Genomic DNA, 20,103 nt, shown 5'->3' on the forward strand with positions numbered 1-20,103 from the left:
TGCAGCCCGTGACGCTCCGCGTCACTGGACGCGGAGCGTCCCTTGATGCATTACCACGCAGAGCGTGGGAACGATCAGGGGAAGAGTGCATTGTCATCTTTGGCTTCCCAGAAACTCGCGATACAGGCGCGCAGTATTCCCCGGCTGTTCAACCATCGGCATGTGCCCGACGTGATCCCAGACATCCACACGCAAATTGGCGATGCCCTTGCTCCACACCGGCACGCTGCTGACGTCGATCAGCCGATCCTTGCGCCCCCAGAGCAACAGCGCCGGGCACTTGATGTCGGCCAGTTTCGGCTCCATCGGCGGGCTGGCGCGAAAATCGCGGAAGATCTCTTCCAGTTCATCGCGTTGTTGTTCGTAGCGCTGGGCGATGGCGTCCAGCACCAATTTGGGTACCCATGGCGGCGTGGCCATGGTCATCGCGTAGAACTGCTGGAACTCTTCCCGCGAATTGATCAGAAACGGGTTATGCCCGCGCGCCAGATGCCGCTCCATGTCGCTGGCCTCAGGCGCGGTGACGCCCGCCGGGTCGATCAATGCCACCGAGGCGATCCGGTCGGGATACGTCGCCGCCAGCCACGCGGCGATGTAGCCGCCCATCGAGTTGCCGATTACGTGGACTTTCTCCACGCCGCAAACGTCGAGCAACTGGATCATGCGCTTGGCCTGCAACGGAATGTCGTAGCCGCCGCCCGCCTTGAAGCCGGTTTCACCATGGCCGGCGAGGTCCGGGATGATCACCCGATACTGGCGCACGAAGTGCCGGGAAAAGCGCAGCCACAGGTTCTTGTCGGCGCTGTAGCCATGCAGCATCAGAATCGCGCTGGCCGCTTCATACGGCCCGCCCTGCCAAGTCGAGACGGTCATCTCGGCAATCGGCACTTCGATCTTGTGCAATTTGTACAACTTGGCCTCGATGGCCATGTTCAGGTCGTACAGCCAATGACCAACCGCCGGATAACTCAACCAGCTCCAGGCCACGAAAACCGCGAGGGCGACAAACAGCAAAAGCATCGACGTCTTCCTTTTACGTGTTCAGGACAGAATGTGGTCGGCCGGTTTCAGCGCTCGGGTCAAGCGGTGGTAGCTGAAACTGAAGCCGGGAAACATCGCGATCACATGACCGCTCTTGCTTTGATACCAACTGTGGCAGCCGCCGGACTTCCAGACCGTGCGCTCCATTTCCCGATGAATCATCTCAGTGTAGGTACGTTCCGCTTCGGGGCGCACTTCGATGCTGCGCAGACCCTTCGCCTGCACGGTGCGGATGCAGTCGAGGATGTAGTTCATCTGCGACTCGATGATGAACAGCGCCGAGGTGTGGCCGATGCCGGTGTTGGGGCCGGTGACGATAAACAGGTTGGGAAAGTCCGGCAGACTGGTGCCCAGATAGGCGCGCGGGTATTGCGCCCAGACATCTCTGAGTTGCACGGCGTTTTTTCCGCTGACCGGGTAGGAAATCACCCCGTCGGTGGCGTCGTACCCGGTCGACCAGATAATCAGATCAACATCGATGTGCTGGCCGTCCTCGGTGTTGATCCCGGTTTCGTCGATGGACGCAATGCCTTGCTCGCGCGTATGCAAGGCGACGTTGGAACGGTTCAGCGCCGGGTAATAGGTGCTGGACACCAGCACCCGTTTGCAGCCAATGGTGAAGTCCGGGGTGAGTTTTTCTCGCAGCACTGGGTCTGGCACTTGGCGTTTGAGAAAGCGCAGGGCGTGCTGCTGGACCATGTGAATCGCCGCTTTCGAGTATTTGAACGCGATGACGCGGGTTTCGAATTGCCAGTAAATCAGCCAGCGCAACAGTTTGTAGGCGGGTTTGCGGCCAAGCAGCCAGCGTTGCAGCGGTCCGAACTGACGATCGGCGCGGGGCAGCACCCAGTGTGGCGTGCGCTGAAACACGTGCAATTGCTCGACCTGCGGCGCAATGGTCGGAATCACTTGCACCGCACTCGCGCCGCTGCCGACGATGGCCACGCGTTTAGCGCGGTAGTCGTAGCTGTGATCCCAGTTGTTCGTATGAAACGTCTTGCCTTGAAAGCGATCCTGGCCGGGAAAGTGTGGGATGACCGGTTGGCTCAATGGTCCGGTGGCATTGATCAGGAACTGCGCATAAAAGGTGCCTTTGCTGGCGGTGTGCACAGCCCAGCGTTTTTCCGTGTCGTCCCATTCGACGCGCTCGACATTGGCCTCCAGCTCAACGCGGTCACGCAAACCGAACTGCTCGATGACATGCTCGGTGTAACGCTGCAACTCGGCTTGTCCGGCGAACATCTGCGACCAGCGGTACGGCGCGAACGACAGCGAATACAGCGGCGACGGCACGTCCACCGCCGCGCCGGGGTAGGTGTTCTGGCACCAGGTGCCGCCAAAGAAGTCCCGTCGCTCCAGCAGGCGAAAATCGTCGATCCCGGCCTTGAGCAGGTTGACCGCAGCACATTGACCGCCAAAACCGCTGCCGATGATCAACACGTGATAGGTGTGCATGGGTCTCCTTCTTATAGTTTTTTTTCCATTTTGCTCCTTTCATGTATAGCCAAATATTTGCACTGTGCGCGGCCCTGATGTCGCGCTATTCAGCCCGCTGGCCGGTGATGGCTATTTAACGTCGCCCTGTTAGACTTCCAGCACATCCGTCCTGCGGTGTGCGTGATCGAGGTCCTTATGGGAAATACCGGAGGAAAGGGACTTTCATTGGCCAGGAGGCTTTATACATCGCGCATCCTCGGGTTGATTCTGGGGCTTGTGTGCGTGAGCGTGGCGATGTATTCGCTCGATCCGCCGCTCTGGGTCTGGGCGTTGATGTTCTTCAATGGCTTGGTCTGGCCGCATCTGGCGTTTCAATGGGCGCGCCGCGCCCGGGTTCCTTACCACGCTGAACACCGCAATCTGTTGATCGACGCCTTTTTCGGCGGCTTTTGGCTTGCCGCCATGCATTTCAATCCGCTGCCCACTGCCACGACCATTTCGATGATGGCGATGAACAACGTCGCTATTGGTGGTTCACGCTTTCTATTGGCAGGCTCTGCGGCGCAGTTGCTCGGGGTCGGCGTCGGGCTGGTGGTGTTTGCTCCGGCATTCATTCCGCAAACCACACCTGCACAAATGTATGCCTGTTTCCCGCTTCTGCTGCTATACCCCTTGGCGCTGGGCTGGATCTGCTTTCGTCAGGCCTACACGCTTGGCTTGCATAAACGCGAATTGCTCGCCTTGAGCCGCACCGACAGCCTGACCGGGTTGCTCAATCATGGCGCCTGGAAGGATCAACTGGAGATCGCTTTTCAGCGCTGCAAGCGGCAGAAGCAGGGTGCGGCGATTGCGCTGATCGACATCGATCACTTCAAGGCGATCAACGACACCTACGGCCATGTCGCGGGCGACATCGTGTTGCGCCAGTTGAGCAAGTTACTTAAACAAAACCTGCGGGCGACTGACGTTGCCGGGCGTTACGGCGGTGATGAGTTCTGCGTGATTTTGCCGGATCTGCCGCTGTTCAACGCCGCGCAGGCGATGGAAGCGTTGCGTGAGCGCTTCGCGATTCTGGGTTATGAGCAGAATCCGGCGTTGAAGGTCAGCTTGAGCATCGGCCTGGCGGCGTACGATCCGGCGCATGCCGACGCAACACGCTGGCTCAATGATGCCGATCAGGCGTTGTACGAGGCCAAGGCCAGCGGGCGTAACCGGGTGATCTGCAATTGCGATGACAAGTCCCGGCAGACGTTACTGGATTCGGTTTGACCGCTATACCCCACATCCCCTGTAGGAGCTGCCGAAGGCTGCGATCTTTTGACTTTGGTCTTTCTAAATCAAAAGCAAGATCAAAAGATCGCAGCCTTCGGCAGCTCCTACACGTGTTCGGTGGTGGTCAGGGAGAGGTCGCATTCGGTGTAGAGCCTCGCGCCGATGTCGGGTACGGTTAAATCCCCCCGACGCGAAACAAGGATCGCTTCATGACGTGCTCATTTTCTCGCTCCCTGCTGGCCGCTAGCCTCGGCCTGTCTCTCACTTTCTCCGCTGCCCACGCCTTTGCCGAACCGCACAAACAAGTGCTCGCTGATGCCGAGCAATATCAACCCGAAGCGCTGAAATTGCTGGAACGGCTGGTCAATATCGACTCCGGTTCCGGCTATGAACCGGGCCTCAAGCAAGTCAGCGACATCGCCATCGATGAGTTGAAAAAACTCGGCGCCACCATCGAACTGGTGCCCAATACGCCGGAAAAATCCAACCATGTACTCGCAACGCTCAAGGGCACCGGCAAGGCGAAAATCCTCCTGATGGCGCATATGGACACGGTGTTCAAGGAAGGTTCGGCAGCCGAGCGGCCGTTCCACATCAAGGACGGCCGCGCTTACGGGCCGGGGGTGATGGATGACAAGGGCGGCATCGTCGCCGGGATCTATGCGCTGAAAGTCCTGAAAAACCTCGACTTCAAGGACTACGCGCAAATCACTTTCCTGCTCGACGCCAGCGAAGAAACCGGTTCGGACGTCGCCACCGATCTGATCAAGAAAACCGCCAAACAGCACGACGTGACCCTCAACCTTGAGCCGGGACGCCCGGCTGATGGCCTGGTGGTGTGGCGCAAGGGCAGCGCGACGGCGCTGGTCGAGGTCAAGGGTAAAGCCGCACACGCCGGCGTCGCCCCGGAACTGGGGCGCAACGCCGCGATGGAAGCGGCGCACCAGATTCTGCAACTGGGCAAACTCGGCGATGAAGCGAAGAAGACCACCATCAACTTCACCGTGCTCAAGGCCGGCGACCGCACCAACGTGATTCCCGATCAAGCCACGGCCAAGGCCGACGTGCGCGCGGCGGTGCCGGAGGAGTTTGACCGGATCGAGAAGGATCTGGCACGGGTGTCGCAGGACAAATTGATTGCTGAGACGGAAGTGAAGACTTCATTACAACGCGGCTTGCCACCGATGCCGCAAACGCCTGAGTCGGATCGCCTGATGGCCATGGCCCAGGGGATTTATGGCGAGATTGGCCGCAAGCTGACCGAGGAGGGCAGTGGTGGCGCGGCGGATGCGAGTTTGTCGGCCGGGGTCGGCACGCCGACGCTGGATGGTTTCGGGATTGTCGGCGGCAATATTCACACGCCGGAGGAGTACGCCGAAGTGGCGAGCGTGGCGCCGCGGATTTATTTGTTGTCGCGGATGATTATGGAGTTGGCCAAGCCGCGGTGAGGTAGTGATCGTTCCCACGCGGAGCGTGGGAACGATCATTAAGCCGCGGTGAGGTGGTTTGCGGTGTGATGAGGTCGGCGGGGTGCCAGATAAATCGGCCCCTCACCCTAACCCTCTCCCAGAGGGAGAGGGGACTGACCGTGTTGTTTGTGGTCCATGTGACAACCAGCAGATCAAGTTGAATGCAAATTCGCATTCAACGGGTCTCTCACGTCGGCGTAGATCCAGAGCATCCCCCAATCAGTCCCCTCTCCCTCTGGGAGAGGGCTAGGGTGAGGGGCTTTTGTGGGAAAAGTGGAAGTCGCGAACGGCGTACAAAAACTACCGAAAAGTCCGACAGAAGCTCTGGTTGCGGTGGATGTGCGCGATCTGGCCGACACCTTTGCCAGCCTCAACCTCAAAGGCATTTCCGATTGTGATCTGACGCGGGTGACCAGCGCGGTGCATCTGTTGATGCGCGAGGGCTGTGCGATTCTGAATGTGATTCAGGCGCGGGCGGTGCAGCGGGAAGAGGCTTACAAGACGCCGGTTTAGCGGTGTAGCGGCAGGCCTCATCGCTGGCAAGCCAGCTCCCACAGGGTTTGGTGCTGAACCATCAATTGATGTCGAACCGCATAACCTGTGGGAGCCTGGCTTGCCAGCGATGGCGTCAGCCCGGTCAACCCATCACTCCTTGACGCTCATGTATTCCTTGGCCCAAAGAATGTATTCCTCTGGCTGGGTATAGGTGTGCGTCAACTCGGTCGCGCTCAGGTCGGAGGCCTGGGTAAAGATCTGCCGCTGTTCACGCAAGCTGTCATACGTCGCTTTGATCGCCGCAAAGTAAGCACCATGGCCATCAATGGTCACGCGTACACCGAGTTCGGCCAGACGTTTGTCGTCGCGCAGCGCCGGGTTGCCGTAGGTCACCAGCATCAGCGGTACGGTCAGGTGTTCGGCGATTTGCTCAAGCTGATCGAAATCCTGAATGCCGACCATGCAGATGCCGTCAGCCCCGGCAGCCTGGTACTGGCGAGTGCGGCTGATGATTTCCTGGTTCGGCAAAATACCGGCGTTGGTACGGGCGATGATCGCCATTTCCGTATCAACCCGGGCTTCCAGCGCCGCGCGGATCTTGCCGACGCCTTCGGCAACGGTGATCAGGTCGGTGGATTTTCGGCCGAATTGTGCCGGCAGCAAGGTGTCTTCGATGGTCAGGGCGGCGACGCCGGCGCGTTCCAGTTCGACGATGGTGCGCATCACGTTGAGGGCGTTGCCGTAGCCGTGGTCGGCGTCGGCGATCACCGGTAATTGGGCGACGCGGCCGATGCGGGTGGCCTGTTCGGCGAACTCGCTGAGGGTGATCAGGGCAAAGTCCGGGGCACCGAGCACCTGCAACGAGGCCACGGAACCACCGAGGATGCCCACTTCAAAACCCAGGTCAGCAGCGATGCGCGCGGACATCGGATCGAACACCGACGCGGTGTGGTAGCAGGTGTCGGAGGCCAGCAGTTGACGGAAGTTACGGCGCAAATCTTGATGGGAAAGCCGGGTCATACGAGTTCCACCAATACAAAGGAATGGAAAGGCTTGAACAAAGGTGTCAACGCCGAAGAATGAAAAGGCTATCACGCGAATGGGTCAAGGATCATGACGAATTTGCAAGGGACAGGTTGTCGCTGACCCTTTTGCTGAAAGGATTTACCTTTTTGCGGTGGTGACCGTCAGGCCGCCACCGCCTGTTGCTGTTGATTGGGCAGCATCACCGCGCGTACCGAGTTGCCCGGTTGCAGTTGCAGGCGCTTGGCGGTGAGGCGGTCGATCACCAGGCTGCTGCCGACCCTGCGGGCGCGAGCGACGGTGATGCGGCAGTTCTCCAGACGCCGGTTGTGAATCAGCCACAGTGGCGCCTGTTCGTCCGGGCTGCCGAGGCTCAGGGCCAGCTCGACGCTCTCGCGCACGGTGCGGATATTGCGCACCGGCGCTTCGATCACCGGGCCGCCGTCGAAGATGTCGATGTAGCCTTTGTGGGTAAACCCTTCGGCCTGGAGGATCTTCAGCGCCGGTTCGGTATTCGGGTGTGCCTGGCCGATCGCTGCCTGGGCCTGTTCGGTGAGCAGGCAGGTGTACAGCGGCTGGCGCGGCATCAGTTCGGCGATGAACGATTTGTTGCCCAGCCCGGACAAGTGGTCGGCATGGCTGAAGTCCATTTGAAAGAAATGCCGACCCAGGCTGTCCCAGAACGGCGAACAACCGTGTTCATCGGCACTGCCGCGCAGTTCGGCAATCATCTTCTCGCCGAACAAGTGCGGGAACTCGGCAACGAACAGCAATCGCCCCAGTGACAACAAGCGGCCATTGCTGCCGTGGCGCTGGTCATGGCCGAGAAACAGCGAGCACAGCTCAGATTGGCCGGTGAGTTCGTTGTTGAGAAACAGTGTCGGGATCTGCCGTTGAATGCCCAGATCCGGCGCCGAACTCACCGTCAATCCGACCCGATAGTTGTACCACGGCTCACGCAGGCCGACCGCCCCGGCCAGAGCGCTGACGCCGACCACGCGCATGTCGTCGTCTTCGAGCACAAACAGATAGTCTGCGTCGGCTCGTTCCACTTGTTCGGCGAACGCCCGTTGCGCCCAACGGACCCGGTGGGACAGGCGATCTTCGTTGGCCGGCAGGGTGGTGAACCCCGGGCCGGCCTGTTGCACCAGCGCCATCAAGGCTGGCAGGTCGCTGACTTTGACCGGGCGGACAATCATGCTGTAACTCCTTCTGCGCGCCTGTTCGGGCACTGTCGTTGTCTGCGCAACCGCACGGGTTTCACAGGGCAATCAGCCGGATCGGGCTGCCATCGGTCACGTTCAGCGCCGCACACATTGCAGGGGTGAGGGACAGCGGTTGATCGGTCTGGTAATCGAGTTCGGCCATGATCGACCGGAAGCCGTGCAGCGCGTCGTTGCTCAGCAGATAACGACCGCGGGCATCGATTTGGGGTTTTTGCTGAACTGTTGCCGTCTGGCTGCGGGCGATCGAACGAATGTTGCTGGTGCGCGCATACAGGGTCGGGCCGGCGTCGAACAAGTCGATGTAGCTGTTGGTTTCGAAACCCTCACGCTCAAGGATGTCGAACGCTTCCTGACCGTCCGGGTGAATACGACCGATACAGTCCTGCGCCGCTTGCGGCAGCATCGGCACGTAAATCGGGTATTGCGGCATCAGTTCGGCGAGAAACGTGCGGCTCTGCAGCCCGCACAGGCGTTCAGCTTCCGCGTAGGGCAGGTCGAAGAAGTGTTTGCCCAGCGCATCCCAGAACGGCGAATGACCTTGCTCGTCGCTGTAGCCGACCAGTTCAGTAATCACCGCTTCGGCAAAGCGCCGCGTGTGAGCGGCGATGAACAACAGGCGCGCACGGGACAACAATTCGGAGAACGGCGTACGCACCAGTTCGGCATTGATGTGAAAACCACGCAGCAATGTGTGGCCGCTGAGGTCATGGCACAGCGACAGCGCCGGCACGCCATGTTCAATGTTCAGTTCGCGGGATGCACTGGTGAAATGGCGGTTGCGCAGGCTGTAGAACGGCTCGTCGAAGCCCGCCGTCGCGAGAATCTCCGAGCAGCCGACCAGCCGTTGGCGGTCCAGGTCTTCCAGCACGAAGAAGTAGTTCTCCGGGCCTTGGGATGCCGCTTCGCTGTCAAACGAGGCGCAGGAGCCGGCGATTTTCTCGCGCAGGCGTTCGCTGTCGTCCGGCAGGGAAGTTACGCCCACCAGACTGTCGCGGGCCAATTGTTGTAGCTGGGGCAGGTCAGTCTGTTCGACTGGGCGTAAGACCAGCATGGATGTACTCCTGTATCAAAAGGTTCGGCGATGTCGCCAAACCTGACTATCACTGTCGGTGTCCACGCGATAAATCGGCGGTCGCCTGATTTGTTGTCAGACGCCGCTCTTTTTCTTGTCAGCCGTTGCTCGGGTCAGGCAGCGCGGTACTGGCGCCGAGTTTATTCAGGAAGAACAGATACACCAGGCCCAGGGCAATCCAGATCAGGCCGAGCTTCTGCGCATCGACGCCCATGTTGTACATGATGGCCGCGACGATGATGAAGCCGATGACCGGGCAGATCAGGTGACGCACCACTTGGCGGGACTTCTGCCGACGCCAGTAGTAGTTGATCACTGTCAGGTGCAGCAGCATGAAGCCGCTGAGCGCGCCGAAGTTGACCAGCGAGGTCAGGGTGTCGACCGAGTTGATGAACAGGTAGCAGATCACCAGCGACAGCACCGCCACCAGATAAATGCTCAGGTACGGCGTGTTGTGTTTCGGATGCACCTTGGCCAGCACTTTCGGCAGCTTGCCGTCGCGGGCCATGCCGAACAGCAGACGCGAGACTGCGGCTTGCGAAGTGATCGCCACGGCCACGCCCCAAGCCAATGCCGTCGCGACAGCGGTCAGGGTCGCCAGCCAACTGCCGGCGGCGATTTCGGCGATTTCATAGAACGCGGTGTCGGCGGATTTGAAACCCATGCCGGCCGCCAGATCGGTGGCAATCCAGGTTTGCGCAACGAAAATCACGCCCATGACCACCAGGGTGATCAGCGCGGCTTTGCCGACGCTCTTGCCCGGATCGCCTTTGATTTCTTCAGCGAGTGTCGAGATCGCATCGAAGCCAAGGAACGACAGCACCGCAATCGACACCGCTTGCATCAGCAGGGCGAAGTTGAAGGTTTGCGGGTGATACAGCGGCGCCAGAGTTAGTTCGCCGTTACCGCCACCGTTGTGCAGGGCATTCCAGGCGTAGAACAGGAAAATCCCCAGCACCACCAGTTGCGCGAGCAGGAAGATGATGTTCATCCGTGCCGTGAAGGTGATGCCGCGCAGGTTGACGAAGGTCGCGCTGACCAGGAACGCCAGAATAAAGCCGACTTTCGGGATGTCCGGGTACAAGTGGTTGAGGGCCATCGCCGCGTAAACGTAAAGCAGCGGCGGGATCAGCAGATAATCGAGCAGCATCAGCCAACCGGCGATGAAGCCGACGTGCTGATTGAGGCCGCGTTGCGCGTAGGAATAGACCGAACCGGCAATCGGAAAAGCCTTGGCCATGCTGCCGTAACTCAGCGCGGTGAACAGCATCGCCACCATGCCAATAATGTACGCCAACGGCACCATCCCCGGTGCCTCGGCGTTGACGTAGCCATACACACCGAACGGGGCGATGGGGATCATGAAGATCATCCCGTATACCACCAGATCGGTCAGCGTCAGGCTACGTTTCAACTCTTGCTTGTAGCCGAATTCTTCAATTTCCATGAAGCGCAACTCCTTGTCAGCCAGTCGGTCGTTTTAGTTGTTATCGATCCATCGTTTACAGCGTCAGCAGTCTTTCATTCATTACAGCAAAGGCGCGAGGTATCCGGCCCAGCGCGATACGGCTTCGGGGCTGCGCAGCAAATCGTTGCGCACCTCGATCAGCACCGAGTCGAGGCCACGGGCATCGCCGTGCACCGGCACGGTCATGTCGCCCAGCGGATCGATCTTGTAGGGCTGATTACCGGCCACTTTCAGCGGATGCTCGCCGAGGCCGTCGAGCAGGCGTTGCGCGTAGGCCTTGGCCTGACCGAACAGCACGCCGGCCTCCAGGGGTCGTGGCTGGCCGTAATACACCGGGGTGAAGCTGTGAATACCCACTACACGCACCGCTTGACCTTGGGCAACACGTTCGTCGATCAACGTTTGCAAGCGCGTATGAAACGGTTTGAATAAGGTCTGGCGGCGGTACTCGCGGGTGGCTTCGTCCAGCTCGCGGTTACCCGGCACCTGATAGATTTCGCTCTGCGCCGGAATACTGTCCGGGGCGTGGCGTGGCCGGTTCAGATCGATCAGCAGGCGCGAATAATTGGCGCTCAGCAGGGTTGCACCGAGCCTTTCCGATAACTGCTCGGCGAGTTGCAGCGCACCAATGTCCCAGGCGATGTGTTCAGCGGCGGCGGCCTCGTCCAGGCCCAGATTGTTCAGGGCCTCGGGGATGTAGCGGTTGGCGTGTTCGCACACCAGAATCACAGGGTGCGTCGAGTCGGCGCGGCTCAGGTTGTAGGCCGGTCGGGTGTACAACCCCAGCTCGGCGGATTCAGTACAGGCGTGCATAGTGCTCACACAAGTCAGCGGGCGAGAGCTGTTCCGTCAGCGCCAGTTCCTCGGTTTTCAGGGCGTAGTAAGTGTCGAGCAGCGGCTTGGGCAGCCATGCAGTGAAGGTGCCACTGTTGCGCAGGCAATCCAGCGCCTGGGCCAGCGAGGCGGGCAGGGCGATGATGCCCCGGGCCTTGCGTTGCTCGTCATTGAGTGAATCGGGAATTTCGTTAGTGATGGCGTTCAGCGCCAGACGCTGTTCGATGCCCAGACGTCCGGCGATCAGCAGCGCGGCCATGGCCAGATGCGGCGAGGCGGTGGCGTCCATGGCGCGGAACTCAAGGTTGAACTGCTGGGCCACGGATTTGCCGCCGAGGCTCACGGTCGGGCAGATGCGCAGCGCCGCCTCGCGGTTCTGTTGACCCAGACAAGCGTAAGAGGCGCTCCAGTGATGCGGCTGCAAGCGCTCGTACGACACCGGCGTCGGCGCGGTGAAGGCACAGAGGGCCGGCAAGTAATGCAGGATCCCCGCCGCCCAATGCTGGCCAAGACTCGACAGACCGTTGCTGGTACCGGGGTCATAGAGCATTGGCTGGCCGGCCAGATCGAGCAGGCTGACGTGTAGATGCACGCCGTTGCACACCGCATCCGCCGCAGTTTTCGGCGCGAAGCTCAGGTCGAGGCCCATTTGCCGGGCGATCTCGCGGGTGATCTCGCGCACGTTGACGGCACGATCAGCCGCCGCTACGCCGAGCGTCGGGCGGCAGGTGATTTCGTATTGATGCTTGCCGTATTCCGGCAGAAACATTTCCGGCTCGACACCGCCGGCGCGCAGGGCGCTGAGCAGCCAGCCACCGAACTCGGCACCTTGGCGCTGGGCTTCGAGGGAGAACGCCAGATGCTCGGCAAAACCGGCGTGCAGGTTGAATTCATGTTCGAACGCGGCGTTGACCTGCAAGCCCAGTTCATCGCGATAACGCTCGATTTCATCACGCAACAACGTGCGCGGGCAGGCGCCCCACGGGCGGCCATCGGTTTCGCGGATATCGCCGTGGATGAAATCCAGCGCCGGTGCGTCGACGTCCGGGCCGTTGCCGACAGTGACGCGGCTGCTCAGGTCGGGAATCAGCCGCAAATCGCCATAGGCGCCCCACGGATTGGTCGAAGCAATGATGTCCTGCGGCGTCAATGCGCTGTTGGCCGGCACCCAGCCGCAGCCGGCGGCTTGATAATGCTCCAGCTCATCAGTGGGAAACGAGCGGCCGCGGGTGATGCCGATCAGGTCTGTGGTGACCAGCGTGGTCATCGGCAGCGGCGTCAGGCGCGTGCTCATGGCTGCATCTCCTGCAGGCGGGCGAGCACGGTGTCGGTGTCGGTGATCCAGCAGTAACCCTTGATCGCATTCAGGCAGGCGTGATGGCGTTCGGCGCTGTAGGTGGCGCAGGCATCTTCCACCAGGGTGACCAGATAGCCACGATCGGCGGCGTCGCGCACGGCCATGTCGACGCACTGATCGGTGACGATGCCAGCGATGATCAAGTGACGGGTTTGCAGGTTGCGCAGCACGTAATCGATGTTGGTCGAGTTGAACGCCCCGGACGAGGTCTTCGGCAGGACGATTTCGTTTTCCACCGGGCTCAGGTCTTCAATGATCCGCGCCTGCACGCTGCCTTTGGGCAGGTGCATGTCCGAGAGTTTGTGGTCGAGCGAGCGGTCACGGCCATCAGCCGTAAGGCTTTCGATAATGGTGTGCAGCACGTTCTGCCGCGCCTCGCGAAAGGCACTGAGCAAACGACGTTGGTTGGGCACCACCTGCATGTGTGCACGGGTCAGGAAATACTCGGCGTCAGGCCCGTTGAGGTGCGCGTCGAACTGCGGTTCGAGCCAGGCACGCTGCATGTCCACCAGCAACAGTGCGGTGTGATCGGTGACAAACGGCAAGTCTCGCGGCGAGCGGTGGGGAAGGCTGAACATCCTTATTTATCCTCCAGCAGGTGGGTGTTGAAGTCATTGCGCAGGGCATCGATGCCTTCCAGGCGATCGGCGAGGTTTTCGGTGCGCAAGGTCAGGCAGGCGATCAGTGCTTCGACCTGAGCCAGCGCTGGCACCATGGTGTCGAACGGCGAAGCCGATTCCACCGGCGCGCTGATGATCAGGTCGGCCAGTTCGCGCAGCGGCGAGGCATAGATGTCGGTGAACAACACCACGCGCGCGTTGTTGTTTTTTGCCGCGCTGGCGACTCGCAAGGCCTGGGTCTGGTAGCGGCGATAGTCGAACAGCAACACCACATCCTGGCGTTGCAGATCAAACAAGCGATCAGGCAGTTGCGCGTTGTCTTCCAGGGCAAAGCAACCGGGGCGCAGCAAGCGCAGGTGATTGAGCAGGTAGGTGGCCATCAGGCTGCTGAAGCGCCCGCCGAAGCAATACACCTGATGCCGGGCATCGAGCAGCCAGTCGGTGAGAATGCGCACGTCTTCGGGTTGGGTCAGCGATTGGGTTTCGACCAGCAGGCGATGGCTGTCGCCCAGATAGTGGCTCCAGGCGTCGTCCCGATGTTGATGGGCGCGCGGTTGCAATAGCGTGCGCGGCGAGCGCAGGCGGTGATCCATGTCACTGAGCAGGGCATCCTGGAATTCGGCGTAACCACCGAAACCGAGTTTTTTCACCAGCCGCACGATGGTCGGATCGCTGACGCCGGCATGTTCGGCCAGACGCGCCATCGGCCCCAGACCGTTGCGTGGGTACTGATCAAGCAAGGCGCGAACGACTTTGCGCTCCGACGGCGTAAGATCCAGGCCGGGATCGGTGATCAGGTCTCTGAGAGGGGGCATCCGGGCTCCTGCTGGATGAGGGTGTTGAATTCGCTTCATAATCCGTTAAAACAGTATTTATGTAACTGACGTTACATGTCTAGTGAATTTTTCCGCGTGTTGAAAAGGCCCCAAAATGGGGCGAGACGCCTGTGTAACAAGGGCCACACGGACTTCGACAGGGCTTGTAGTCCATCGCCCACGTTAGTGTCAGAGATTGCCGTATTTTTGCTTTTGTCCGCACATGCCGGGGCGATCCAACAACCCTGCAACCCTCGGTTTACGGCACAATTGCCGACACAACGGCTTTGCGCCGCTGATTTTCATGAAGGCCCATCGGAGCGATCCCTGTGCAGACCACTCGTTTGACATTGATTTGCCATGCGCGAACCGTCGCACAGAAATTGGCGTGTTTTCCTACGAATGAACCTGTTGAAAATAGCCGGCTGACACCGGGCGAATTGGCCCAGCGTTTCGACGCCGCGCGACGCTTGATTTGCGCGCCGGAGTTGCGCACGCGCCAGACAGCGGCATGGTTTGGCTCGGATGCGCAGATTGATGAGGCGCTGCGCGATTGTGACTGGGGACGCTGGCATGGCCAGTCGATCAAAGCCCTGCAAGCCTCGGAAGACGCCGCGCTGCACGCCTGGCTGGAAGATCCCCACGCCACTCCGCATGACGGTGAGTCAGTGGCGCAGTTGTGCCAGCGCGTGGCGACTTGGCTAGCTAACCTGCAAGGCACGTCGGGACATGTCGTGGCCGTGACGCATCCGTTTGTCATCCGCGCTGCACTGATCCACGTGCTGCGCGGTTCGGCGTTGCATGACATCGATGTCGAACCGTTGTCGCTGCTCGAACTGCGCTTCACCGGGCGCTGGCGCCTGTGTCTTAAAGGAGCTTTGTGATGAAACAACTGCTGGTGATCGGCATCGGTGCCGGCAATCCCGACTACATCACGATGCAGGCGGTGAAGGCGTTGAATCGGGTCGACGTGTTCTTTCTGATGGACAAAGGCCAGAGCAAGGACAAGCTGATCGACCTGCGTCGCGAGATTTGTGAGCGCTATATCGACAATCCTGACTACCGCTTCGTCGAGGCCCACAGTCCGGAGCGCGAACGCGGCGGTGTCGACTACGCCGCCAGTGTCGATGAGCTGAACCGCGCCAAGCAGCAGACCTTCGAACGCCTGATCAATGACCAATTGTCTGACGGTCAGTGTGGCGGGTTCCTGGTGTGGGGTGACCCGGCGCTGTACGACAGCACCGTGCGTATCCTCCAGACGATTCTGGCCTCGGGCGCGTGTGCCTTCGAGTTTGAGGTGATCCCCGGGATCACCAGCGTTCAGGCGTTGGCGGCGCAGCACAAGGTGCCGTTGAACACCATCGGTCGTTCCATCGAAATCACCACCGGGCGGCGTTTGGCGGCAGGGCAGGTGAGTGATGCGGACAGTCTGGTGGTGATGCTCGATGCTGAAGATTCGTATCACCGGGTGGCCGATCAGGATACCGAGATTTACTGGGGCGCCTACTTGGGCACACCGGACGAGATTTTGATCAGCGGCAGGCTGGCGGATGTTGCGGATGAGATCGAGCGGGTGCGCAAGGCGGCGCGGGCCGAGCATGGGTGGATCATGGATACGTATTTGTTGCGCAAGCCTTAGATTTTCGCTGGCCGGGCGGGCCTCTTCGCGAGCAGGTCGAATCGTCGCACCGTCGCTCCCACATTTTGAAATGCATTCCCTGTGGGAGCGAGCCTGCTCGCGAAGGCGCCGGAACACTCAACGCACATTTCCAACAGGCAAAAAAACACCCGGTGCAACGCAAGTCGCACCGGGTTTTTGTTGCCAGCAAGCGGCGGATGTCGTGGATCCGCCATTCACTGTTGAACTCTGGTTATGCGCGTTCCAGCGCCAGCGCCACACCCTGACCGCCACCGATGCACAGGGTCGCCAGACCCTTTTTCGCATCACGCTTGATCATTTCATGCAGCAGGGTCACCAGCACGCGGCAACCCGATGCACCGATCGGATGGCCCAACGCGATGGCGCCGCCGTTGACGTTGACCTTGTCCAGATCCCATTGCAGATCCTTGGCCACCGCCAGCGATTGCGCAGCGAAGGCTTCGTTGGCCTCAATAAGATCGAGCTGGCCGATGTTCCAGCCGGCCTTGTCGAGGCAGCGGCGGGTGGCCGAAACCGGGCCGATGCCCATGATTGCAGGATCAACACCTGCGTTGGCGTAGGCAGCGATTTTCGCCAGAACCGGCAGACCGAGGGCTTTGGCTTTCTCGGCGCTCATCAGGATGACCGCAGCGGCGCCGTCATTCAGCGACGAAGCGTTGCCGGCCGTGACGCTGCCGTCCTTTTTAAATGCCGGGCGCAGTTTCGCCAGGGATTCGGCAGTGGTGTCGCCACGCGGCTGTTCATCAACCTTGAAGGCAACCGGATCGCCTTTGCGCTGCGGGATCAGGATCGGCGTGATCTCATCGACAAAACGACCGGCCTCAATCGCGGCGGCGGCTTTCTGCTGCGAGGCTGCGGCGAAGGCGTCCTGCTGTTCGCGGCTGATCTCGTATTTGTCGACGAGGTTCTCGGCAGTGATGCCCATGTGGTAATCGTTGAACGCATCCCACAGGCCATCGCTGATCATGGTGTCGACGATTTGCGCATGGCCCATACGCAGACCGGTGCGTGCGCCCGGCATGACGTAGTTGGACAGGCTCATGTTTTCCTGGCCGCCGGCGATGATCACGTCAGCGTCGCCGCAACGGATCGCTTGCGCACCCAGATGCAGGGCTTTGAGGCCCGAACCGCAAACCTTGTTCAGGGTCATTGCTGGCACGGCATGGGGCAAGCCGGCCTTGATCGCGGCCTGACGCGCCGGGTTCTGGCCGGCGCCGGCGGTCAGCACCTGGCCCATGATCACTTCATCGACCTGCGCACCGTCCAGACCGGTTTGTTCGAGCAACTGGCGGATCACCGCCGCGCCCAGATCAACCGCGGACACGCTGGCCAGGGAGCCCTGGAAACTGCCGATCGCGGTGCGCGTGGCGGCAACAATTACGACGTCTTGCATTTTCGAATTCCTCACTGGGCAGCGAACTGCATTTCCGGTACGTGATCCGGGACGATCAGTTTACCAGCGGTTTTGGCGACGATTTCCTCGACGCTGACGCCAGGTGCGCGTTCCTTGAGGACAAAAGCGCCATTTTCGATTTCCAGATAGGCGAGGTCGGTCAACACGCGCTTGATGCAACCGGCGCCGGTCAGCGGCAGGCTGCACTTGGATAGCAGTTTCGACTCACCATCCTTGGAGGCGTGGGTCATGATCACGATGATATTGTCGGCGCCGGCCACCAGATCCATCGCACCGCCCATGCCCTTGACCAGTTTGCCGGGGATCATCCACGAGGCGATGTTGCCTTCGACGTCCACTTCGAACGCGCCGAGCACGGTCAGGTCGACATGACCGCCACGGATCATCGCGAACGATTCGGCGGAGTTGAAGATCGACGCGCCGATACGCGCAGTCACCGTTTGTTTGCCGGCGTTGATCATGTCGGCATCGATAGTGTCTTCGGTCGGGAACGGACCCATGCCGAGCAGGCCGTTTTCCGATTGCAGCATGACTTCCATGCCTTCGGGAATGTAGTTGGCGACCAGGGTCGGAATGCCGATGCCGAGGTTCACATAAAAGCCGTCCTGCATTTCGCGGGCGACGCGCTGAGCCATTTGTTCGCGGGTAAGTGCCATGGTTTTATTCTCCGTCAGCCTGAATTATTTGCGGATGGTGCGCTGTTCGATGCGTTTTTCGAACGTGCCGCAAATGACCCGATCGACGTAGATGCCCGGGGTGTGGATCTGCGAGGGGGCGAGTTCGCCGGGTTCGACGATTTCTTCGACTTCAACCACGGTGATCTTGCCGGCGGTAGCCGCCAGCGGGTTGAAGTTCTGCGCGGTGTGACGGTAGATGACGTTACCGAAATGGTCGGCTTTCCAGCCTTTGACAATGGCGAAGTCGCCGGTGATGGATTCTTCCATCAGGTACTTACGACCTTTGAATTCGCGTACTTCCTTGCCTTCGGCGACCGGGGTGCCGACGCCGGTGGCGGTGAAGAAGGCCGGAATGCCGGCGCCGCCTGCGCGCATCTTCTCGGCGAGGGTGCCTTGCGGGGTCAGGATGACTTCGATGTCGCCTTTGAGCAGTTGTTCTTCGAACAGCTTGTTTTCGCCGACGTAGGAGGCGATGACTTTGCTGATCTGACGATCGGTGAGCAGCACACCGAGGCCAAAACCGTCGACGCCGCAGTTGTTGGAAACGACGGTGAGGTCGCGGGTGCCTTTGCGTTTGATCTCGGCGATCAGGTTTTCCGGAATGCCGCACAGACCGAAGCCGCCGGCGATAACGGTCATGCCGTCCTCAAGCCCGGCCAGGGCTTCCTCGTAGGAACTCACGCGCTTGTCGAAACCTGCCATATGCACCTCTTTTATTATTTGCGGGCGGCTGGCTAGCCGAATGGTTGGAGTGTCTCGCTGGAGGATATATTTGTTAAGTTGATTTTTAAGGTTGATTAATAGATAAAACTCAATAATCGCGTTATGGCGTGCTGCTTTGATCGTTCCCACGCTCCGCGTGGTAATGCCTCTAGGGACGCTCCGCGTCCAGTGACGCGGAGCGTCACGGGCTGCGTTCCCACGCAGGAGCGTGGGAACGATCATCATGGCTCGCCGCTTAACGCTTGTAGCTTACAACTGGAGCGAAGCGAGTATGACCATCAAACAGATCCGCGCCTTCCTCGCTGTGGCACAGAGCCTGAGCTTCGCCGTGGCCTGCGAGCGTCTGCACCTGTCGCAATCAGCCTTGAGCCTGACCATCAAAGCGCTGGAAGAGGGCCTGGGCGGTCGCCTGTTCAGCCGTAACACACGCAATGTCGCGCTGACTGCGGAAGGTGAATCCTTGCTGCCGCTGGCGCGGCGGCTGATCGCCGACTGGGATAACGCCGAAGACGAAATGCGCCAACGCTTCAGCTTGCAGCGCGGGCGGGTGACGCTGGCGGCGATGCCGTCGTTTGCCGGCAACCTGCTGCCGCCGATCCTCAAGACGTTTCGTGCGCGCTACCCGAACGTCAACGTCACGGTCAATGACGTGATCAATGAGCAAGTGCTGGAAATGGTCCGTGACCGTCAGGTGGAACTGGGCGTGGCGTTCGAGCCGATGCAAAACACTTCGATGACGTTTACGCCGTTGTACGTGGATCGCTTCGTCGCGGTGGTGTCGAAGGATTCGCCACTGGCGCAGCGCGGCGAGATCGATTGGCAGACGTTATTGCAGGAGCCGTTCATCACCTTGCAGCGGCCTTCGACGGTGCGAGTGATGCTCGAAGAGCACCTGCAGGCGCGAGGCATGAAGTTGCCGGTGGAATTTGAAAGCCATCAACTGGCCACGGTCGGGCGGATGGTCGCCAGTGGTCTGGGCGTCAGTGCCGTGCCGGCGTTGTGCGCCGAGCAGATGCAGGAACTCGGCGCCCACTGCCTGACCCTGGATGACTCGGTGCAGCGGGCTATCGGCGTGCTGACTGAGCCGGGCAATGAACTGTCGGCGGCGGCGCAGGCGTTGTTCGATATTCTCAAGGCTGAAGATCTGGGGCGACTGTGAGATCTACCCCCTCACCCCAACCCTCTCCCCCAGAGGGGGCGAGGGGGAAGGGAGCTGATCGGGGGCATTTCAAAAGATGGGTTCGGCTCGAAATTTTCAGGTCGCAGTATTAAGTCCTGACAACTCGGTCAGTTCCCTCTCCCTTGGGCTAGGGCTAGGGCTAGGGCGAGGGGGAAGGGAGCTGATCGGGGGCATTTCAAAAATGGGTTCGGCTCGAAATTTTCAGGTCGCAGTATTAAGTCCTGACAACTCGGTCAGTTCCCTCTCGCTTGGGAGAGGGCTAGGGCTAGGGCGAGGGCGAGGGGGAAGGGAGCTGATCGGGGGCATTTCAAAAAATGGGT

Annotated in this window: 19 protein-coding genes; 6 read left to right on the forward strand and 13 right to left on the reverse strand. The window is 60.3% G+C overall.

Translation table 11 applies throughout. The features are described 5' to 3' along the window. Nucleotides 1-93 precede the first annotated feature (93 nt). Complete coding sequence (locus LOY43_RS10630; protein WP_095047522.1) at nt 94-1,020, reverse strand: alpha/beta fold hydrolase; 927 nt, start codon at nt 1,018-1,020, stop codon at nt 94-96. 21 nt (nt 1,021-1,041) lie between these two features. Beyond that, nucleotides 1,042-2,496 (reverse strand): NAD(P)/FAD-dependent oxidoreductase, encoded by a 1,455-nt coding sequence (locus LOY43_RS10635; protein ID WP_258709594.1) that lies wholly within the window; start codon nt 2,494-2,496, stop codon nt 1,042-1,044. 177 nt (nt 2,497-2,673) lie between these two features. Here LOY43_RS10635 and LOY43_RS10640 point away from each other — a divergent pair, with 177 nt between their 5' ends. The 3 genes from LOY43_RS10640 (at nt 2,674) to LOY43_RS10650 (ending at nt 5,732) form a co-directional block, all read left to right on the forward strand. Beyond that, nucleotides 2,674-3,747, forward strand: coding sequence for a diguanylate cyclase (locus LOY43_RS10640; RefSeq protein ID WP_095047520.1), 1,074 nt, complete (start codon nt 2,674-2,676; stop codon nt 3,745-3,747). A gap of 212 nt (nt 3,748-3,959) precedes the next feature. Further along, complete coding sequence (locus LOY43_RS10645; RefSeq protein ID WP_095124732.1) at nt 3,960-5,198, forward strand: M20/M25/M40 family metallo-hydrolase; 1,239 nt, start codon at nt 3,960-3,962, stop codon at nt 5,196-5,198. Nucleotides 5,199-5,543: 345 nt separating this feature from the next. Continuing rightward, entirely contained in the window at nt 5,544-5,732 is a 189-nt protein-coding gene (locus LOY43_RS10650; protein WP_256587185.1) for a hypothetical protein, read from the forward strand. A 132-nt stretch (nt 5,733-5,864) separates the two neighbouring features. On the opposite strand, the gene LOY43_RS10655 is transcribed toward LOY43_RS10650, so the two are convergent. The 8 genes from LOY43_RS10655 to LOY43_RS10690 all read right to left on the reverse strand — a co-directional run bounded on the left by LOY43_RS10655 (nt 5,865) and on the right by LOY43_RS10690 (nt 14,129). Beyond that, on the reverse strand, nt 5,865-6,734 hold the full coding sequence (locus LOY43_RS10655) for an oxaloacetate decarboxylase (protein WP_007919546.1): 870 nt from the start codon (nt 6,732-6,734) through the stop codon (nt 5,865-5,867). 167 nt (nt 6,735-6,901) lie between these two features. Continuing rightward, nucleotides 6,902-7,936: an arginine N-succinyltransferase gene (gene astA, locus LOY43_RS10660; RefSeq protein ID WP_095047516.1), complete on the reverse strand. Its 1,035-nt coding sequence runs from the start codon at nt 7,934-7,936 to the stop codon at nt 6,902-6,904. 61 nt (nt 7,937-7,997) lie between these two features. Further along, nucleotides 7,998-9,014 carry an arginine N-succinyltransferase gene (locus LOY43_RS10665; protein WP_095047515.1) on the reverse strand — a complete coding sequence of 339 codons (1,017 nt, stop codon included), beginning with the start codon at nt 9,012-9,014 and terminating at the stop codon, nt 7,998-8,000. Nucleotides 9,015-9,132: 118 nt separating this feature from the next. Next, nucleotides 9,133-10,482 carry an APC family permease gene (locus LOY43_RS10670; RefSeq protein ID WP_258709595.1) on the reverse strand — a complete coding sequence of 450 codons (1,350 nt, stop codon included), beginning with the start codon at nt 10,480-10,482 and terminating at the stop codon, nt 9,133-9,135. 81 nt (nt 10,483-10,563) lie between these two features. Next, nucleotides 10,564-11,316 carry an N-formylglutamate amidohydrolase gene (locus tag LOY43_RS10675; RefSeq protein WP_258709596.1) on the reverse strand — a complete coding sequence of 251 codons (753 nt, stop codon included), beginning with the start codon at nt 11,314-11,316 and terminating at the stop codon, nt 10,564-10,566. Further along, nucleotides 11,300-12,631, reverse strand: a complete 1,332-nt coding sequence (locus LOY43_RS10680; protein ID WP_093439031.1) for a glutamine synthetase — start codon at nt 12,629-12,631, stop codon at nt 11,300-11,302. The genes LOY43_RS10675 and LOY43_RS10680 overlap by 17 nt, the downstream gene beginning before the upstream one ends. Next, nucleotides 12,628-13,272: an isochorismatase family cysteine hydrolase gene (locus tag LOY43_RS10685; protein ID WP_258709597.1), complete on the reverse strand. Its 645-nt coding sequence runs from the start codon at nt 13,270-13,272 to the stop codon at nt 12,628-12,630. The genes LOY43_RS10680 and LOY43_RS10685 overlap by 4 nt, the downstream gene beginning before the upstream one ends. A gap of 2 nt (nt 13,273-13,274) precedes the next feature. Further along, the gene (locus tag LOY43_RS10690; RefSeq protein ID WP_093439023.1) at nt 13,275-14,129 is read right to left on the reverse strand and encodes a MurR/RpiR family transcriptional regulator; all 855 of its coding nucleotides are present in this window, start codon (nt 14,127-14,129) and stop codon (nt 13,275-13,277) included. Between the two features lie 329 nt (nt 14,130-14,458). On the opposite strand from LOY43_RS10690, the gene LOY43_RS10695 reads away from it, so the two are divergent. Continuing rightward, nucleotides 14,459-15,013, forward strand: coding sequence for a histidine phosphatase family protein (locus LOY43_RS10695; RefSeq protein WP_258709598.1), 555 nt, complete (start codon nt 14,459-14,461; stop codon nt 15,011-15,013). Then, nucleotides 15,013-15,768, forward strand: coding sequence for a precorrin-6A synthase (deacetylating) (gene cobF, locus LOY43_RS10700; protein WP_095124727.1), 756 nt, complete (start codon nt 15,013-15,015; stop codon nt 15,766-15,768). The genes LOY43_RS10695 and cobF overlap by 1 nt, the downstream gene beginning before the upstream one ends. Before the next feature lie 232 nt (nt 15,769-16,000). Here the strand turns inward: cobF and LOY43_RS10705 are convergent, their stop codons facing one another. Genes LOY43_RS10705 through LOY43_RS10715 form a run of 3 tightly spaced genes read right to left on the reverse strand, consistent with a single transcriptional unit; the run spans nt 16,001 to nt 18,582 of the window. Beyond that, complete coding sequence (locus LOY43_RS10705; RefSeq protein WP_095047509.1) at nt 16,001-17,182, reverse strand: acetyl-CoA C-acetyltransferase; 1,182 nt, start codon at nt 17,180-17,182, stop codon at nt 16,001-16,003. 11 nt (nt 17,183-17,193) lie between these two features. Beyond that, a complete protein-coding gene (locus LOY43_RS10710) occupies nt 17,194-17,859 on the reverse strand; it encodes a CoA transferase subunit B (protein ID WP_093439005.1) in 666 nt (221 codons plus the stop codon). 24 nt (nt 17,860-17,883) lie between these two features. After that, the gene (locus LOY43_RS10715; protein WP_258709599.1) at nt 17,884-18,582 is read right to left on the reverse strand and encodes a CoA transferase subunit A; all 699 of its coding nucleotides are present in this window, start codon (nt 18,580-18,582) and stop codon (nt 17,884-17,886) included. A 292-nt stretch (nt 18,583-18,874) separates the two neighbouring features. Between LOY43_RS10715 and LOY43_RS10720 the strand changes: the two genes are divergently transcribed. After that, on the forward strand, nt 18,875-19,762 hold the full coding sequence (locus tag LOY43_RS10720) for a LysR family transcriptional regulator (RefSeq protein WP_095047508.1): 888 nt from the start codon (nt 18,875-18,877) through the stop codon (nt 19,760-19,762). The last annotated feature ends 341 nt before the right edge of the window (nt 19,763-20,103 follow it).

Source organism: Pseudomonas sp. B21-041 (assembly GCF_024748675.1).
In the GTDB taxonomy this organism is placed as follows: domain Bacteria; phylum Pseudomonadota; class Gammaproteobacteria; order Pseudomonadales; family Pseudomonadaceae; genus Aquipseudomonas; species Aquipseudomonas neuropathica.

Excerpts from the sequence above, each read along its gene's own strand:
- LOY43_RS10630 (WP_095047522.1), bottom strand. The coding sequence starts at position 1,020 with ATGCTTTTGCTGTTTGTCGCCCTCGCGGTTTTCGTGGCCTGGAGCTGG.
- LOY43_RS10635 (WP_258709594.1), bottom strand. The coding sequence starts at position 2,496 with ATGCACACCTATCACGTGTTGATCATCGGCAGCGGTTTTGGCGGTCAA.
- LOY43_RS10640 (WP_095047520.1), top strand. The coding sequence starts at position 2,674 with ATGGGAAATACCGGAGGAAAGGGACTTTCATTGGCCAGGAGGCTTTAT.
- LOY43_RS10645 (WP_095124732.1), top strand. The coding sequence starts at position 3,960 with ATGACGTGCTCATTTTCTCGCTCCCTGCTGGCCGCTAGCCTCGGCCTG.
- LOY43_RS10655 (WP_007919546.1), bottom strand. The coding sequence starts at position 6,734 with ATGACCCGGCTTTCCCATCAAGATTTGCGCCGTAACTTCCGTCAACTG.
- astA (WP_095047516.1), bottom strand. The coding sequence starts at position 7,936 with ATGATTGTCCGCCCGGTCAAAGTCAGCGACCTGCCAGCCTTGATGGCG.
- LOY43_RS10665 (WP_095047515.1), bottom strand. The coding sequence starts at position 9,014 with ATGCTGGTCTTACGCCCAGTCGAACAGACTGACCTGCCCCAGCTACAA.
- LOY43_RS10670 (WP_258709595.1), bottom strand. The coding sequence starts at position 10,482 with ATGGAAATTGAAGAATTCGGCTACAAGCAAGAGTTGAAACGTAGCCTG.
- LOY43_RS10675 (WP_258709596.1), bottom strand. The coding sequence starts at position 11,316 with ATGCACGCCTGTACTGAATCCGCCGAGCTGGGGTTGTACACCCGACCG.
- LOY43_RS10680 (WP_093439031.1), bottom strand. The coding sequence starts at position 12,631 with ATGAGCACGCGCCTGACGCCGCTGCCGATGACCACGCTGGTCACCACA.
- LOY43_RS10685 (WP_258709597.1), bottom strand. The coding sequence starts at position 13,272 with ATGTTCAGCCTTCCCCACCGCTCGCCGCGAGACTTGCCGTTTGTCACC.
- LOY43_RS10690 (WP_093439023.1), bottom strand. The coding sequence starts at position 14,129 with ATGCCCCCTCTCAGAGACCTGATCACCGATCCCGGCCTGGATCTTACG.
- cobF (WP_095124727.1), top strand. The coding sequence starts at position 15,013 with ATGAAACAACTGCTGGTGATCGGCATCGGTGCCGGCAATCCCGACTAC.
- LOY43_RS10705 (WP_095047509.1), bottom strand. The coding sequence starts at position 17,182 with ATGCAAGACGTCGTAATTGTTGCCGCCACGCGCACCGCGATCGGCAGT.
- LOY43_RS10710 (WP_093439005.1), bottom strand. The coding sequence starts at position 17,859 with ATGGCACTTACCCGCGAACAAATGGCTCAGCGCGTCGCCCGCGAAATG.
- LOY43_RS10715 (WP_258709599.1), bottom strand. The coding sequence starts at position 18,582 with ATGGCAGGTTTCGACAAGCGCGTGAGTTCCTACGAGGAAGCCCTGGCC.
- LOY43_RS10720 (WP_095047508.1), top strand. The coding sequence starts at position 18,875 with ATGACCATCAAACAGATCCGCGCCTTCCTCGCTGTGGCACAGAGCCTG.